At 63.6% G+C, this 13,227-nt stretch carries 13 protein-coding genes; 8 read left to right on the forward strand and 5 right to left on the reverse strand.

What is annotated here, in order from left to right:
• Positions 1 to 258 precede the first annotated feature (258 nt).
• Both CCD76_RS04665 and CCD76_RS04670 read right to left on the reverse strand, forming a co-directional pair.
• A complete protein-coding gene (locus CCD76_RS04665) occupies positions 259 to 930 on the reverse strand; it encodes a phosphoribosyltransferase (protein ID WP_087718380.1) in 672 nt (223 codons plus the stop codon).
• A 120-nt stretch (positions 931 to 1,050) separates the two neighbouring features.
• On the reverse strand, positions 1,051 to 1,233 hold the full coding sequence (locus tag CCD76_RS04670; RefSeq protein WP_087718381.1) for a DUF3008 family protein: 183 nt from the start codon (positions 1,231 to 1,233) through the stop codon (positions 1,051 to 1,053).
• A 282-nt stretch (positions 1,234 to 1,515) separates the two neighbouring features.
• Here CCD76_RS04670 and CCD76_RS04675 point away from each other — a divergent pair, with 282 nt between their 5' ends.
• Positions 1,516 to 2,103, forward strand: coding sequence for a BPSL1445 family SYLF domain-containing lipoprotein (locus CCD76_RS04675; protein WP_087718382.1), 588 nt, complete (start codon positions 1,516 to 1,518; stop codon positions 2,101 to 2,103).
• Positions 2,104 to 2,213: 110 nt separating this feature from the next.
• Here the strand turns inward: CCD76_RS04675 and CCD76_RS04680 are convergent, their stop codons facing one another.
• Positions 2,214 to 2,942 (reverse strand): YebC/PmpR family DNA-binding transcriptional regulator, encoded by a 729-nt coding sequence (locus CCD76_RS04680; RefSeq protein ID WP_087718383.1) that lies wholly within the window; start codon positions 2,940 to 2,942, stop codon positions 2,214 to 2,216.
• Between the two features lie 229 nt (positions 2,943 to 3,171).
• Between CCD76_RS04680 and dbpA the strand changes: the two genes are divergently transcribed.
• The 3 genes from dbpA to CCD76_RS04695 all read left to right on the forward strand — a co-directional run bounded on the left by dbpA (position 3,172) and on the right by CCD76_RS04695 (position 6,709).
• Complete coding sequence (dbpA, locus tag CCD76_RS04685; protein WP_256961108.1) at positions 3,172 to 4,647, forward strand: ATP-dependent RNA helicase DbpA; 1,476 nt, start codon at positions 3,172 to 3,174, stop codon at positions 4,645 to 4,647.
• Between the two features lie 32 nt (positions 4,648 to 4,679).
• Positions 4,680 to 5,540 (forward strand): PA4780 family RIO1-like protein kinase, encoded by an 861-nt coding sequence (locus CCD76_RS04690; RefSeq protein WP_087718384.1) that lies wholly within the window; start codon positions 4,680 to 4,682, stop codon positions 5,538 to 5,540.
• 161 nt (positions 5,541 to 5,701) lie between these two features.
• A complete protein-coding gene (locus CCD76_RS04695; RefSeq protein ID WP_087718385.1) occupies positions 5,702 to 6,709 on the forward strand; it encodes a zinc-dependent alcohol dehydrogenase family protein in 1,008 nt (335 codons plus the stop codon).
• Positions 6,710 to 6,794: 85 nt separating this feature from the next.
• On the opposite strand, the gene CCD76_RS04700 is transcribed toward CCD76_RS04695, so the two are convergent.
• A complete protein-coding gene (locus CCD76_RS04700) occupies positions 6,795 to 7,616 on the reverse strand; it encodes a transporter substrate-binding domain-containing protein (RefSeq protein ID WP_256961109.1) in 822 nt (273 codons plus the stop codon).
• 285 nt (positions 7,617 to 7,901) lie between these two features.
• On the opposite strand from CCD76_RS04700, the gene CCD76_RS04705 reads away from it, so the two are divergent.
• From CCD76_RS04705 to CCD76_RS04715, 3 genes are read left to right on the forward strand one after another with little or no spacing between them, the layout of a single operon-like run.
• Positions 7,902 to 8,525 (forward strand): LemA family protein, encoded by a 624-nt coding sequence (locus CCD76_RS04705; protein ID WP_087718386.1) that lies wholly within the window; start codon positions 7,902 to 7,904, stop codon positions 8,523 to 8,525.
• The gene (locus CCD76_RS04710) at positions 8,525 to 9,337 is read left to right on the forward strand and encodes a TPM domain-containing protein (RefSeq protein ID WP_087718387.1); all 813 of its coding nucleotides are present in this window, start codon (positions 8,525 to 8,527) and stop codon (positions 9,335 to 9,337) included. The genes CCD76_RS04705 and CCD76_RS04710 overlap by 1 nt, the downstream gene beginning before the upstream one ends.
• A gap of 19 nt (positions 9,338 to 9,356) precedes the next feature.
• Positions 9,357 to 9,992 carry a TPM domain-containing protein gene (locus CCD76_RS04715; protein WP_087718388.1) on the forward strand — a complete coding sequence of 212 codons (636 nt, stop codon included), beginning with the start codon at positions 9,357 to 9,359 and terminating at the stop codon, positions 9,990 to 9,992.
• Between the two features lie 89 nt (positions 9,993 to 10,081).
• Here CCD76_RS04715 and CCD76_RS04720 read toward each other — a convergent pair whose 3' ends face one another.
• Positions 10,082 to 11,503 (reverse strand): DEAD/DEAH box helicase, encoded by a 1,422-nt coding sequence (locus tag CCD76_RS04720; protein WP_087718389.1) that lies wholly within the window; start codon positions 11,501 to 11,503, stop codon positions 10,082 to 10,084.
• Positions 11,504 to 11,999: 496 nt separating this feature from the next.
• Here CCD76_RS04720 and CCD76_RS04725 point away from each other — a divergent pair, with 496 nt between their 5' ends.
• Positions 12,000 to 13,160, forward strand: a complete 1,161-nt coding sequence (locus CCD76_RS04725) for a glycerophosphodiester phosphodiesterase (protein WP_087718390.1) — start codon at positions 12,000 to 12,002, stop codon at positions 13,158 to 13,160.
• The last annotated feature ends 67 nt before the right edge of the window (positions 13,161 to 13,227 follow it).

Below are 13,227 nucleotides of genomic sequence, written 5' to 3' on the forward strand. Positions count from 1 at the left end.
GCGGGCTCGTCTGGAGTCATCATCTGCCACGGAGAGAAAACGCGCAGGATCGGGCGGCGGCATGGGTGCGTCGCATGTGATGAGTGGGCTGAACGAACTGGAAGGACTGGAGGAACTGGAGGAACTGGAGGAACTGGAGGAACTGGAGGAACTGGAGGAAAGAAACGGGTGAACAGGTCACGGCGGGACGAGATCGGGAAACGTCGTGGTTCATGCTGTGTCCGGTCGAGCTTCAGGCGCCTGTAGCCTGTCCGGAGGTCACGACTCGGGAGCCTTGGTCTGTGCCAGCAGCTCGATCACCTCTTCGTCGGTGGTCTGGTCGAATTCCTCGTAATGACTGCCGACGGCGCTGAAATCGATCGGTGCCGAGAGGCAGACGATCTCATCGGCCCAGTCGCGAAGCTGGTCCAGTGCCTCTCTCGAGGCAACCGGCACTGCCAGTGTGACATGCCTGGCGCCCTGCTTCTGCATCGCCTCCAGCGCGGCCCGGGCGGTGCCTCCTGTGGCGATGCCATCGTCGACGACGATCACCGCGCGTCCGGCGACATCGACGGCGGGGCGGTCGCCCAGGTAGCGGGTCCGGCGGCTTTCGATCGTCTTCAACTGACGCGCTTTCTCGTCCGCGAGATAGGCATCCGATGCACCGGCCATCTCGACCAGTTCGGCATTGAGATACAGCTGGGGAGGATCGCCATCCACGACCGCACCGATACCGAATTCCGGACGGCCCGGTGCCCCGATCTTGCGTACCATGATCAGGCTCAATGGCAAATCCAGTGTTCGGGCGATTTCGAAGGCAACGGGGACACCGCCGCGCGGTAGCGCCAGGACGAGATCCGCTCTTGGTGCATCGATCAACTGCTCGGCCAATTGACGCCCGGCATCGCGGCGATCGGCGAAGCGTGGGCTGACGGTAAAAGAATGACGCATCGGCCGTCTCCTGAATCCATGAGGGCCTTGGCTTGGTGCGACCATAGCTAGGTGCGACCACGGGCCGCGCGGCACCTCGGTAAGCGAACCGCGAAGCTCGCTATCCGCAATGTTCGAGATTCAGGATTTGTGCTTGGGTTTGTCCTTGCGAGAGGCCGATGCCATCTTCTCGAGTTCCTTTTCATCCATCGAATCGTACATCGACTTCGATGCACCCTTGAGTTCGCTGGCCTTCTTCTCGCCACGCTTGGCAGCGAGTGCGGCACCGGCGGCCATTTGCTGGGATTCGGACTTGGCTGGCATGAGAGCTGTCTCCTTCGTGTTGGCACCTTTGACCATTCGTTGGCGTCGAACCGCCTATTCGCTAGCGTAGAGCGTCGGATAATCCTTGCCCAAGCTTGTGGGCAACGAATGGTGGCGTTCCTTAATCGCCATTAACCGGTGTCAGGGCCTTCCGTTCGAGCGCAACGTCAGGAAGCCGCAGAAATCGCCAGGCTGGGCTATACCTAATAGAGCAAACGATATTCACAAGACACACGACGAAACGGCAACGTCAACGAAATGACTCATTCAGGAGAACCACGCATGTCGCACATCCTCTGGCGTCGAATTGCCTTGAGCATCATGGCTGGTGTGTTGCTGGCCGGCGGGCTTGGCGCCTGCACCACGACGACTTCCGCCGATCGCGAAAGTCGAATGTCGCAGCGGGAGCAGCTGGATCAGGACGTACAGCAGACGCTTGATCGGCTCTATCGATCGGTGCCGGCTTCCCGGGCGTTGGCCGACCGTGCGGAAGGTGTGCTGGTCTTTCCGGGCGTGCTGGGCGCCAGTTTCATCGTTGGCGCCAGCCACGGTGACGGATCGCTGTTGGTCGATGGTGCCAAGGCGGGCTACTACACCACGACCAGCGGTTCCATCGGCTTTCAGGCCGGCGCGCAGTCGCAGGCGGTCATCTACATGCTGATGACGGAAAAAGCGCTCAATCGGGTACGTAGCGACAACGGCTGGTCCATCGGCGCCAGTGCCGGCGTCGCGGTCGCGGACATCGGCGCCAACGGCCAGATCACCAACGACACCGCCAATCAGGAAGCCGTCGCGTTCGTGATGAACAACCAGGGTATTCAGGGCGGGGTGTCGTTGAGCGGCGCCAAGATTTCCAAGGCCAGCCCTTGAAGCGGTTCGTCCCTTGACGCCGGATTCCAGGATTCACCGGCCCGGACGCAAGAAACCCACCGCGAGGTGGGTTTCTCGTTGATGACCGAGCCGATCTCGAAGCGATCGCGTCAGGCGTTCTCGGGCAGCTCGGCGTTGTGATAGACGTTCTGTACGTCGTCGAGATCGTTCAGCATGTCGATGAACTTCTCGAACATGGCCACGTCGTCGCCTTCCAGCGGCGTGTGGGTCTGCGGCAGGAACTGGATCTCGTCGGCTTCGAACTCGATCTCACCGAAGGTATCGATCAACGCCTGCTTCGCCTTGGCGTATTCGGTATGCGGAGCGAATACCGTGATTCGGCCCTCTTCGCTTTCGATGTCGGTGACATCGACATCGGCTTCCATCAGCGCTTCGAGCACGGCTTCCTCGTCCTCGCCGGCGAAAGCGAAGATCGCGCAGTGATCGAACATATGGCTGACCGAGCCCTGGGTGCCGATCTTGCTCTTGGTCTTGGTGAAGCAGCCGCGCACGTCGCCGAAGGTCCGATTCGGGTTGTCGGTCAGGCACTCGACGATCACCATGCAGTTGCCGGGACCGAAGCCCTCGTAGCGCGCCGGTGAAAAATCCTCGCCGCCGGCGCCCTTGGCCTTGTCGAGGGCTTTTTCAATCACGTGCGAAGGCACCTGATCCTTCTTGGCCTTGTCGATCAGCCCTCGGAGCGTCAGGTTACCGGAAGGGTCGGTACCACCGGACTTGGCGCAGACATAGATTTCGCGGCCATACTTGCTGTAGACCTTGGTCTTGGCATCGGCCGTTTTGGCCATGGATTCCTTGCGGTTCTGGAAGGCCCTACCCATTGTCACTACCTATCAGGTTGTCAACGACGGGCGAGATTTTACGCAACATTGCGCTGATGTTGCAGGTTTATTTGGCCTTTCTTGCCCGGATCGCCTACCCCGGGGGACGAGACGGCGTCAATCACCGCGCGCTCTGGTATTCTGCCGCGCCTGAACATGACATGGTGAGACCCGAGACGTCCGCCGGTTGATTGTATCGATTCCTTCTTCTCGACCAGGAGCGCTTGCCGTGTCCGAGATCCACCATCCCGAAACCAGCCACCCCCAGGCCGAAACCAGCCACGCCCAGGCCGAAACCAGCCACGCCAAGGCCGAACATCCCGAGGCGTTCTCTTCGCTGCCGCTGGTGCCGGCGCTTCTGGATAACCTGGAATCGCTGGGCTATCTGGCGATGACGCCGATCCAGGCTGCCAGTCTGCCGCCGATCCTGCGCGGCCGGGACGTGATCGGCCAGGGCAAGACCGGCTCCGGCAAGACCGCCGCCTTCGGACTGGGGCTGCTGTCGGCCCTCGATGTGTCACGCTTCCAGGTTCAGGCCCTGGTGCTTTGCCCCACCCGCGAGTTGGCGGACCAGGTCGCCGAAGAGCTGCGCCGGCTGGCGCGAATGCTGGCCAACGTCAAGATTCTCGCGCTGTGCGGTGGTGCGCCGCTGGGGCCGCAGTTGAACTCGCTGTCGCACGGGGCGCATGTCGTCGTCGGAACGCCGGGGCGTATCGAGGAGCATCTGCGCAAGGGCTCGCTGGATCTCTCGTCTCTCGCGGTGCTGGTACTGGACGAGGCGGACCGCATGCTCGACATGGGATTCCAGGCCGCGCTGGAGGCCATCGTCGCGGCCACGCCGACGACACGCCAGACGCTGTTGTTCAGCGCCACCTACGGGGACAGCGTACGGCCGGTCGCCGAGCGTATGCTGCGCGAACCGGTGAAGGTAGAAGTGGCCTCGACCCACAACGAGCAGAGCATTCGCCAGCACTTCCACCGGGTCGCCGACGAACCAGCTCGTCTTGCTGCGCTATGCCAGTTGCTGCTGCACTACCGGCCGGAATCCAGCGTGGTGTTCTGCAATACCAGGCGCGAGACGCAGGCCGTGGCGGACGAGCTGATGTCGGCGGGGTTCAGCGCGGAAGCCTTGCACGGTGATCTCGAGCAGCGCGACCGCGACCAGACCCTGATTCGTTTCGCCAACAAGAGCCTGTCGGTTCTCGTTGCCACCGACGTGGCCGCGCGCGGGCTGGATATCGATGCCCTGGATGCGGTCTTCAACTATCAGATCGCGCGTGAACTCGAGGTTCACGTGCACCGCATCGGGCGGACCGGACGCGCCGGGGCACGCGGCGTTGCCTGCACGCTGCTGACCGAGAAGGAAGCCTATCGGCTCGAACGCCTCGAGGAATTTCTAGGCGAGAGCCTGCCCGTCGAACCGCTGCCCGGTCGTGCCGGCGCCGGGCAGCAGCCCTTTCAGCCGCGTATGGCGACCCTGCAGATCGATGCCGGCAAGAAGCAGAAGATCCGCCCGGGGGACGTGCTGGGGGCCTTGACCAACGGCGACGATGCCATCGATGGCGATCAGGTCGGCAAGATCAAGGTGCTCGATCGCAGCGCCTACGTCGCGGTCGAGCGCGGGGTGGCCAGGCAGGCGCTGGCGACGTTGAGCGCGGGTAAATTGAAAGGGCGCAGCTGCCGGGTGCGCCGAATTGGACGCTGAGGCCAGCAGGAACCTGTGAGGATAGCGAAAGCATGAAAGTACCCAAGCGATTGCAGCCGTTGGTCGAGGATGGCCTGGTGGACGAGGTCGTCAGTCAACTGATGAGTGGCAAGGAGGCCCAGGTTTTCGTCGTTCGCTGCGGGGAGGAGCTGCGCTGCGCCAAGGTGTTCAAGGAGGCCAAACAGCGCAGCTTCAAGCAGGCGGTGGCCTACCAGGAAGGCCGCAAGGTACGTAACAGCCGTCGGGCGCGGGCGATGTCGAAGAAGACCCGCTATGGCCAGCGCGAGCAGGAGTCGGCGTGGCTGAATGCGGAAGTCGACGCGCTCTACCGCCTCGCCGAGGCGGGCGTGCGGGTGCCGACGCCCTACGGCTTCGTCGATGGCGTGCTGCTGATGGAGATGATCGTCGATGCCGATGGCGACGTCGCGCCGCGTCTCGATGACGTCGAACTGACGCCGGAGCTGGCGCTCGACTATCACCAGCGCCTGATCGGCGAGGTCGTCCGGATGCTCAGCGCCGGCCTGATTCACGGCGACCTGTCGGAGTTCAACATCCTGGTCGGCGCCGACGGGCCGGTGATCATCGATCTGCCCCAGGCGGTGGATGCGGCCGGCAACAACAACGCGCCCTGGATGCTGGTACGCGACGTCGACAACCTGCGCGGCTATTTCGGCCGTTTCGCCCCGGCGTTGCTGAAGACCGACTACGGCAAGGAGATCTGGGCGCTCTACGAGGCCGGCGAGCTCCATCCCGAAGTCCGTCTGACCGGACGCTTCACGCCGGATACTACGCTTGTCGATGTCAGCGACGTCATGCAGGTGATCGACGACGCGCGCGAGGAAGCGGCGGAGCGACAGGCGCGGGAACGAGACGACGACGAAGAGAGCTGGTGACGCGACCCGCGACCCGCGATCTGCAATGCCGAGCCGGCAACGGGCAACGGGCAACGGGCAACGGCGTCGCCGAAAGGGCTTGATCGCTGCCGGAGGAGAGCGTCTACACTCTCGTTACCATCAAGCGATCCATCGAGGTCGTTTCGTTCAAGGAGTGTTTCATGCAAGTCGTCAATCTCAAATCCCCCGGTGGCCTGGATCAGCTCAAGCTCCACGAGGTCGAAGGCCCCGGCGAGCCGGGCCTGGGGGAGATCCGGGTTCGCCTTCACGCCAGTTCGCTCAACTTCCATGACTATATCGTCGTCAGCGGCAAATCCCCGACCGAAGAAGGGCGAATCCCCATGGCCGATGGCGCGGGTGTCGTCGAGGCCGTGGGCAAGGGCGTCACGGAGTTCGCGGCCGGCGATCGTGTCGTCTCCACCTTTTTCCCGCACTGGCTCGACGGGCCGGCACGCGTTGCCGACTTCAAGACGGTGCCGGGCGACGGCGTCGACGGTTATGCCCGCGAGCAGGTGGTGCGACCCGCCCAGTGGTTCACCCACGCCCCCGAGGGTTACACCCATGCCGAAGCCGCCACGCTGACCACGGCAGGGCTGACGGCTTGGCGCGCGCTGGTCGTCGATGGCGGGCTCAAGGCGGGGGATACCGTGTTGACGCTGGGGACCGGCGGCGTCTCGATCTTTGCGCTGCAGCTTGCCAAGGCGATGGGCGCGACGGTCATCTCCACCTCGTCGTCCGAGGACAAGATTGCCCGCCTGAAGGCGCTGGGCGCCGACCATACGATCAACTATCGCGAAGAGCCGGAGTGGGGCAAGAAGGTCCAGCAACTGACTCACGGGCGCGGCGTTGATCATGTCATCGAAGTCGGCGGCCCGGGTACGCTGCCGCAGTCCATCGATGCCGTGGCCATTGCCGGGCATATCTCGCTGATCGGCGTGTTGACCGGTCGCGGCGGGGATATTCCCACCTCCAAGCTGATGGCGAAGCAGGCTCGGCTCCAAGGTTTGATCGTGGGTAGCCGTCGGCATCAGATCGAGATGGTCCGGGCTCTCGAGACGACCGGGATCAAACCGGTAGTCGACTGCTCGTTCTCGCTGGATCGGATTGCCGATGCCTTCCGTCATCAGGAGTCCGGCAAGCACTTTGGCAAGATCTGCCTGGAGTTTTAAGCGCTTAGAAGGAAGAGATACGAAGCGCTAGAACGAGAGCGCCGCCGGGATATCCCTGGCGGCGCTTTTTATCGTCTCGGCGGCGTCAGGTATTTGACTTGCGAGAGGCGGGACGCAGGTCGTAATCGAAGTATTGGTGCATCAGGTCTTCGAACGTGCCGTCGGCGTAGACGCTGTCCAGCGCCTGATTGAAGACTTCGGCCAGTTCCTTGTCGCGGGGGCGAACCGCAATCGCGTTGCCTTTGCCGAAGATCGACTCCGGACGGTCGATCCGCGGGCCGACCTGAACGAACTGGCTGTCGGCGTTGCCGATCTCCAGCGAGTCCAGCGCGACCGGATAGTTGAGAAACGCCAGGTCCAGGCGCTGCGACTCCAGGTCCAGCGCGACATCCGCCGCCGTGGCGTAGCGCTGGATATCCAGGGTGTCGGCGTACTGCTGCGTGATGTAGCTGTCCTGCGTGGTGCCTCGCTGCACGCCCACCGAAAGCCCCTTCAGCGAGGCCGGATCGTCGAGAGAGATATCGCTGCCGCGCCGCGCCACCCAGACCTTCGGCGACATGGCGTATGGCCTGGTGAACAGCACCTGGCGTTCGCGCGCCGGCGTGATGCGCATCGATGACATGATGGCGTCGTACTTACGCGAGAGTAGCCCGGGGATGATGCCGTCCCAGCCCTGAACGACCCACTCGCAGTCGAGTTTGGCACGCTCGCAGAGGATGTTGCCCAGATCGATCTCGAAGCCCGCCAGCTCGCCATCGGCGTTGCGATACTCGAACGGCGGGTAGGGCACGTCGACAGCGATGCGAACGTGCTGCGGCGTGGCGGCATGCGCACCGCCAGCGAGACCCAGGCCGAGGGCCAGTACCGCGAAGGGACGGGCAAAGCGAGCGTTAAAACGTTGTGTCACGCGGAAAAATCCTTTGTCGATGGGCCTTTCGACGGCCCTTTTCTGCTTGTTGGCGATCTACCGACAACGGCACCCCGGGGTTGATGGCGCCGTCATCAACATGGTGACGCAGGCGATAGTGAATGACCAGCGACGGCAACGCCGACCGAACACGAAGGAATTCACCTTCCCAAGCCGCTGGCCAACCTGTAACTTGGCGTCATCGTCGTTTCGATGTCTTCGCACCACCGTGACACGCTCGAGTTGTCGAAACGGCTTATTCTGAATTCTGATCGGGAACCTTTCATGCAGACACCTGTGACCGCCTTGTCCGCCGCGACTCGTCAACCGTGGCGCTGGATGCTGCTGCTGGTAATGATGCTTTCGCTCTCCGGCTGCGGTATCAACAATATCCCGACGCTCGACGAACAGGTGAAATCGGCCTGGTCCCAGGTCGAGAACCAGTACCAGCGTCGCGCGGATCTGGTCCCCAATCTGGTGGAAACCGTCAAGGGCTTCGCCAGCCAGGAACGGGAGACGCTGACGGCCGTTGTCGAAGCGCGAGCGAAGGCGACCTCGATTCAGGTTGACGCCGATACGCTGAACGATCCTCAGAAGATGCAGCAGTTCCAGCAGGCCCAGGGGCAGCTGACCGGTGCGCTGAGCCGGCTGATGGCGGTCTCCGAGCGCTATCCGGAACTGAAGTCGAACCAGAACTTCCTGGCGCTGCAATCCCAACTGGAAGGGACCGAGAACCGGATCGCCGTGGCGCGACGGGATTTCATTCAGGCGGTCGAGGCCTACAACACCGAGATCCGCACCTTCCCCGGCAAGATCTGGCATAGCGTGCTCTACAGCGACATGCCGATTCGGGAGAACTTCGAAGCCACCACGGAGAATGCCGATCAGGCGCCCAAGGTGGAGTTCTGATGCGCTGGCCGGTTCGACAATCGTACAAGTGCGCTGCGTCGCTGATGCTTGGTCTGTGGCTACTGGCCTTCGCGCTGGTCGCCCAGGCGGCGCCGGATTTCCCCGAGCTCACCGGGCGGGTCGTCGACAATGCCGAACTGCTCGACCCCGCTACCCAATCCCAGCTGACCGATATGCTGGCGGCCCACGAAGAGGCGACCTCCGAGCAAGTGGTGGTGGTCACTCTGCCGAATTTGCAGGGTGAAGCCATCGAGGATTATGGCTACCAGCTCGGGCGGCACTGGGGTATCGGCCAGGAGGGCGAGGACAACGGCGCGCTGCTGATCGTGGCGGTGGACGAGCGCGCCGTGCGCATCGAGGTCGGCTACGGCCTCGAGGGCCGGCTGACCGACGCCCAGTCTTCGATGATCATCAATCAGATCATCACGCCCGCGTTTCGCGAGGGCGATTTCGCCGGCGGTATCACCCGCGGGGCCGAGGCGATGGTCAAGGTGCTGGGTGGCGATCCCATGGCGGAAGCGGCGCCGCAGCAACAGCCCGATCGTCAAGCCTCGCGCCATATCGGTGGCGCGGGCTTCTGGTTCTTTGCCTTGTTCATGATCGTCATGCTGATCGTGCGTAGTGGCGGCGGTGGTGGCGGCCGTGGCGGAAAACGGCGCCGGCGCCGTGGCGGTTTGGGCGGTTTTCTGCTCGGCGGTGCGTTGGGTAGTGGAATGGGCGGCGGTTTCGGAGGTTCCGGCGGCTTCGGCGGTGGGGGCTTCGGTGGCGGCGGCGGCGGTTTCGGCGGCGGCGGTGCCTCCGGTGGCTGGTAGACGACAGGATGACGACAGCATGTCTTTATTGAACGAAAGCGAACAGCGGCAGGTCGGCGACGCGATCACGCGGATCGAGCGCGACACCGATGCCGAAGTCGTCACTGTCCTGGCACGCCAGGCCGATGACTACACCTACATTCCCTTGTTGTGGGCCGGGCTGACGGCGCTCATCGTGCCGGGCGCGCTGAGCGTCATCGCCAACTGGCTGGGTTGGCTGGACGGCATCAGTGCCTGGTATCTGCTGCTGGTGCAGTGGCTGGTCTTCATCGTGCTGGCGGTGGTGTTTCGGTTGCCGTCGATACTCACGCGCCTGATCCCGCGCCATGTGCGCTTCTGGCGCGCTTCCAATCTGGCCAGGCGCCAGTTCCTGGAGCAGAATCTGCACCATACCGATGCCGGTACCGGCATGCTGATCTTCGTCTCGGAAGCCGAGCGCTACGTGGAGATCATCGTCGATCGCGGGATCTCGGCCCAGTTGAGCGACGACACCTGGCAGTCGATCGTCGAAGCGTTTACTGCCCGCGTCAAAGCCGGCGAGACGCTGCAGGGCTTTCTCGACTGCATCGAGAGCTGTGGCGACCTGCTGAAGACCCATGTGCCGGCGACCCACGAGCGTAACGAGCTGCCCAATCGGCTGGTCGTGCTCGACTAGGTTTCCCGCGTCGGCACGGCACCCGAATACGATAACGCCACCGTCAATGACGGTGGCGTTGTCGTTGATGCCGAGTCAGGCGTCGCGGTTCAGACGTTGCCGTTGGGCGTGCCGCCGCCACTGCGGCGTTGTCCACCCTGGGAACGCCGCCGCCGACGTGCAGGCGCGTCGCCATTGCGGTTGCCGCTGTCGCCCCGGTTGCCTTCGCCGCGATTGCCACTGGCACCGCTGCGCTGGCCCGAGGATGAGCCACGACCACCGCCGTTGCCGCGTCCGCCCGCGTTGTTGCCGCGTCCGCCACCGTTACCGCGACGCTGGCCACCGCGTGGCTGACGGCCCTCGTTGTCGTCGACCTTGGGGCCGCCGCCGGGTGTCGGTTCGAATCCTTCCACCGCCTCGCTGTTCAGACGCTGGCTGATCAGACGCTCGATGCCGGCCAGTTCCTTCTTCTCGTCCAGGCTCACCAGCGAGACGGCCTGGCCGCTGGCGCCGGCGCGGCCGGTACGGCCGATGCGGTGGACGTAGTCCTCCGCCACGTTGGGCAGCTCGAAATTGACCACCTGCGGCAGCTGGTCGATGTCCAGTCCGCGAGCCGCAATGTCGGTTGCGATCAGCGCGCGGACGTTGCCGCTCTTGAAATCGGCCAGCGCCTTGGTGCGCGCGTTCTGGCTCTTGTTGCCGTGAATCGCCGCCGCCTCGATACCCTGGCCTTCCAGATACTTGGTCAGGCGGTTGGCGCCGTGCTTGGTGCGGGTGAAGACCAGCACCTGCTGCCACTGATGCGTCTGGATCAGGTGCGACAGTAGCGCCGGCTTGCGGCTCTTGTCCACCGGGTGGACCCACTGCTTCACCGTCGCAGCCGCGGCGTTGCGCGGCGTGACCGACAGCTCGACCGGATCGTTGACCAGGCCCTTGGCCAGGTTGCGGATATCGTTGGAGAAGGTCGCCGAAAACAGCAGGTTCTGACGCTGCTTGGGCAGCACGGCCAGAATCTTGCGGATATCGTGGATGAAGCCCATGTCGAGCATGCGATCCGCTTCGTCCAGTACCAGCACTTCTAGCTTGTCGAAGCGAACCACTTTCTGCTGATGGAGATCGAGCAGGCGGCCCGGCGTGGCGACGAGAATGTCGACGCCCTGGCGCAGGGTGGCGATCTGCGGGTTGATCTTGACCCCGCCGAAGACCACGGCGCTCTTGAGCGGCAGGTGCTTGCCGTAGGTCGCCACGCTTTCGCCCACCTGAGCGGCGAGTTCACGGGTCGGGGTCAGGATCAGGGCACGTACCGGGATCTGTGAGCCGCCCTGGGGGCGCTCACCTTGAGACAGGCGGTGAAGAATCGGCAGGGTAAAACCTGCCGTCTTGCCGGTGCCGGTCTGTGCGGCTGCCATGACGTCTCTTCCCTCGAGGACGGCGGGAATCGCCTGTGACTGAATCGGGGAAGGGGTGTCGTAGCCCTGTTCGGCAACGGCTTTCAGCAACGGGGCACTAAGGCCCAGTGAGGCAAAACTCATTCGGTATTCTCTAGGTCGCGGCGAATGGCGAAGCGAAGCGGCTACGCTCTACCGGGGAATGCCAGTGCTGGCTGATGCGCCTGGAGGCGGCAAATAGGAGGGTCGTCAACTCTTTCAGCTTCGCGTGACGACGGTCAGACAGGTAACGGCAATGGGAACGCAGCTTAACGCATGTGTGCCGCCGCCGCCATCCCGCAACCGCGACTATCGAGAATTGATCCGGCGACTCGTCTGACTCGGAAGGGGAAATGGCTCGGCACCAATGACAAGGGCTCCAGGCGAAGTAAGGACTGACTGGGGCGACGGTGGGATGTCACTGCGTCCGGCGCTGGCTATGCTGGATCAACATACGCCGTTCGGCCACAACGCCCGGGTTTCGAGAGCGCCGGTGAAATCGACGCCCTGGACCTGACTTGGTCGCCAGCGTGTCATCGGGTAGCGTCAACCTTGTATCCGGCAGGAAGAGCCCGATAACGGATGAACGAAGGAGATAACGATGACCATTGCGACACGTCACTGGCTACTGGCCTGTGGTGTCAGCCTGATACTGCCGATCGGCGTGGCCCAGGCCGCCGATACCGCCGGCGATGGCGAGCCCCAGGGCTCGACGCTATGTACCAAAATCCCGATACCCTGTGACGCGGTGATCGCCCACCGCGGCGCCTCCTACCAGGCGCCGGAGTCGACCCGACCGGCCTACCTGCTGGCGCGGGATCTGGGCGTCGACTATCTGGAGCTGGACCTGCAGCGAACCCAGGATGGCGTGCTGGTGGCGGTTCACGACAACTCGCTGGGGCGCAACACCAACGTCGCCGAGGTATTCCCTGACCGAGCCGACGCGCCGGTATCGAGCTTCACCCTGGACGAGCTCAAACGGCTCGACGCCGGCAGCTGGTTCAATGCCGCCTATCCGGATCGTGCCCGCGACAGTTATTCGAGTCTCGAGATCCTGACTCTGGACGAAGTGATCGACATCGCCGAAGACGGTCGGAATCACCCCGGGCTCTATATCGAAACCAAGGTGCCCGAGCAGTTTCCCGGAATCGAGCAGGACTTGCGTGACAAGCTCGAGGCGCGGGGCTGGCTCGGCAAGGCAACGAAATCTCGACCCGCCGCCGAACAGGGCGCCGTCAGGGTTGGCGATACGCCGGGTCGCGTGGTGATGCAGACCTTCTCGAAGGCCAGCCTGCAGGCGCTGGAAGAGGCCATGCCGCAAGTGCCGCGTGTGCTGCTGCTGTGGCTGGGCGAGGGCGGCATCGAGGCTGCGCCGGGCAAGCCGCAGGGCGACGACGAGAGCACGGCCGACTATTATGCGCGCCAGCAGGTCGCGTCACCCGAGGCATATCGATCCTGGCTCGATTTCGCCAAGGATCATGGCGCCATCGGTGTCGGGCCCTCGGCGGTGCAATCCGAGCATGACGGCGCGTTCAGCAGCCAGTTCAGCTACATGGATCTGGCCGAGCCGTGGATGATCGGCATGGCCCATGACGATGGCATGCTGGTGCATCTCTATACGGTGGACGAGCCGGCGGACTTCGAGCGTTATCGGCAGCGCGGCGTCGACGGCTTCTTCACCAACCGGCCGGAGCAGCTGCTGGAGTTCTACGGGCAGCCGTCTCAGGATCAGGACGCCATTCTGAAGCGTTACGGCTACTGAGCGCCGTCGCGACGTCTCCGGCACCGCGCCGGTGCCGAACATTGATTGTCTACTCGAGGATTTGAAT

The organism is Salinicola salarius, assembly GCF_002179555.1.
Classification (GTDB): domain Bacteria; phylum Pseudomonadota; class Gammaproteobacteria; order Pseudomonadales; family Halomonadaceae; genus Salinicola; species Salinicola salarius_A.

Excerpts from the sequence above, each read along its gene's own strand:
- CCD76_RS04665 (WP_087718380.1), bottom strand. The coding sequence starts at position 930 with ATGCGTCATTCTTTTACCGTCAGCCCACGCTTCGCCGATCGCCGCGAT.
- CCD76_RS04670 (WP_087718381.1), bottom strand. The coding sequence starts at position 1,233 with ATGCCAGCCAAGTCCGAATCCCAGCAAATGGCCGCCGGTGCCGCACTC.
- CCD76_RS04675 (WP_087718382.1), top strand. The coding sequence starts at position 1,516 with ATGTCGCACATCCTCTGGCGTCGAATTGCCTTGAGCATCATGGCTGGT.
- CCD76_RS04680 (WP_087718383.1), bottom strand. The coding sequence starts at position 2,942 with ATGGGTAGGGCCTTCCAGAACCGCAAGGAATCCATGGCCAAAACGGCC.
- CCD76_RS04690 (WP_087718384.1), top strand. The coding sequence starts at position 4,680 with ATGAAAGTACCCAAGCGATTGCAGCCGTTGGTCGAGGATGGCCTGGTG.
- CCD76_RS04695 (WP_087718385.1), top strand. The coding sequence starts at position 5,702 with ATGCAAGTCGTCAATCTCAAATCCCCCGGTGGCCTGGATCAGCTCAAG.
- CCD76_RS04705 (WP_087718386.1), top strand. The coding sequence starts at position 7,902 with ATGCAGACACCTGTGACCGCCTTGTCCGCCGCGACTCGTCAACCGTGG.
- CCD76_RS04710 (WP_087718387.1), top strand. The coding sequence starts at position 8,525 with ATGCGCTGGCCGGTTCGACAATCGTACAAGTGCGCTGCGTCGCTGATG.
- CCD76_RS04715 (WP_087718388.1), top strand. The coding sequence starts at position 9,357 with ATGTCTTTATTGAACGAAAGCGAACAGCGGCAGGTCGGCGACGCGATC.
- CCD76_RS04720 (WP_087718389.1), bottom strand. The coding sequence starts at position 11,503 with ATGAGTTTTGCCTCACTGGGCCTTAGTGCCCCGTTGCTGAAAGCCGTT.
- CCD76_RS04725 (WP_087718390.1), top strand. The coding sequence starts at position 12,000 with ATGACCATTGCGACACGTCACTGGCTACTGGCCTGTGGTGTCAGCCTG.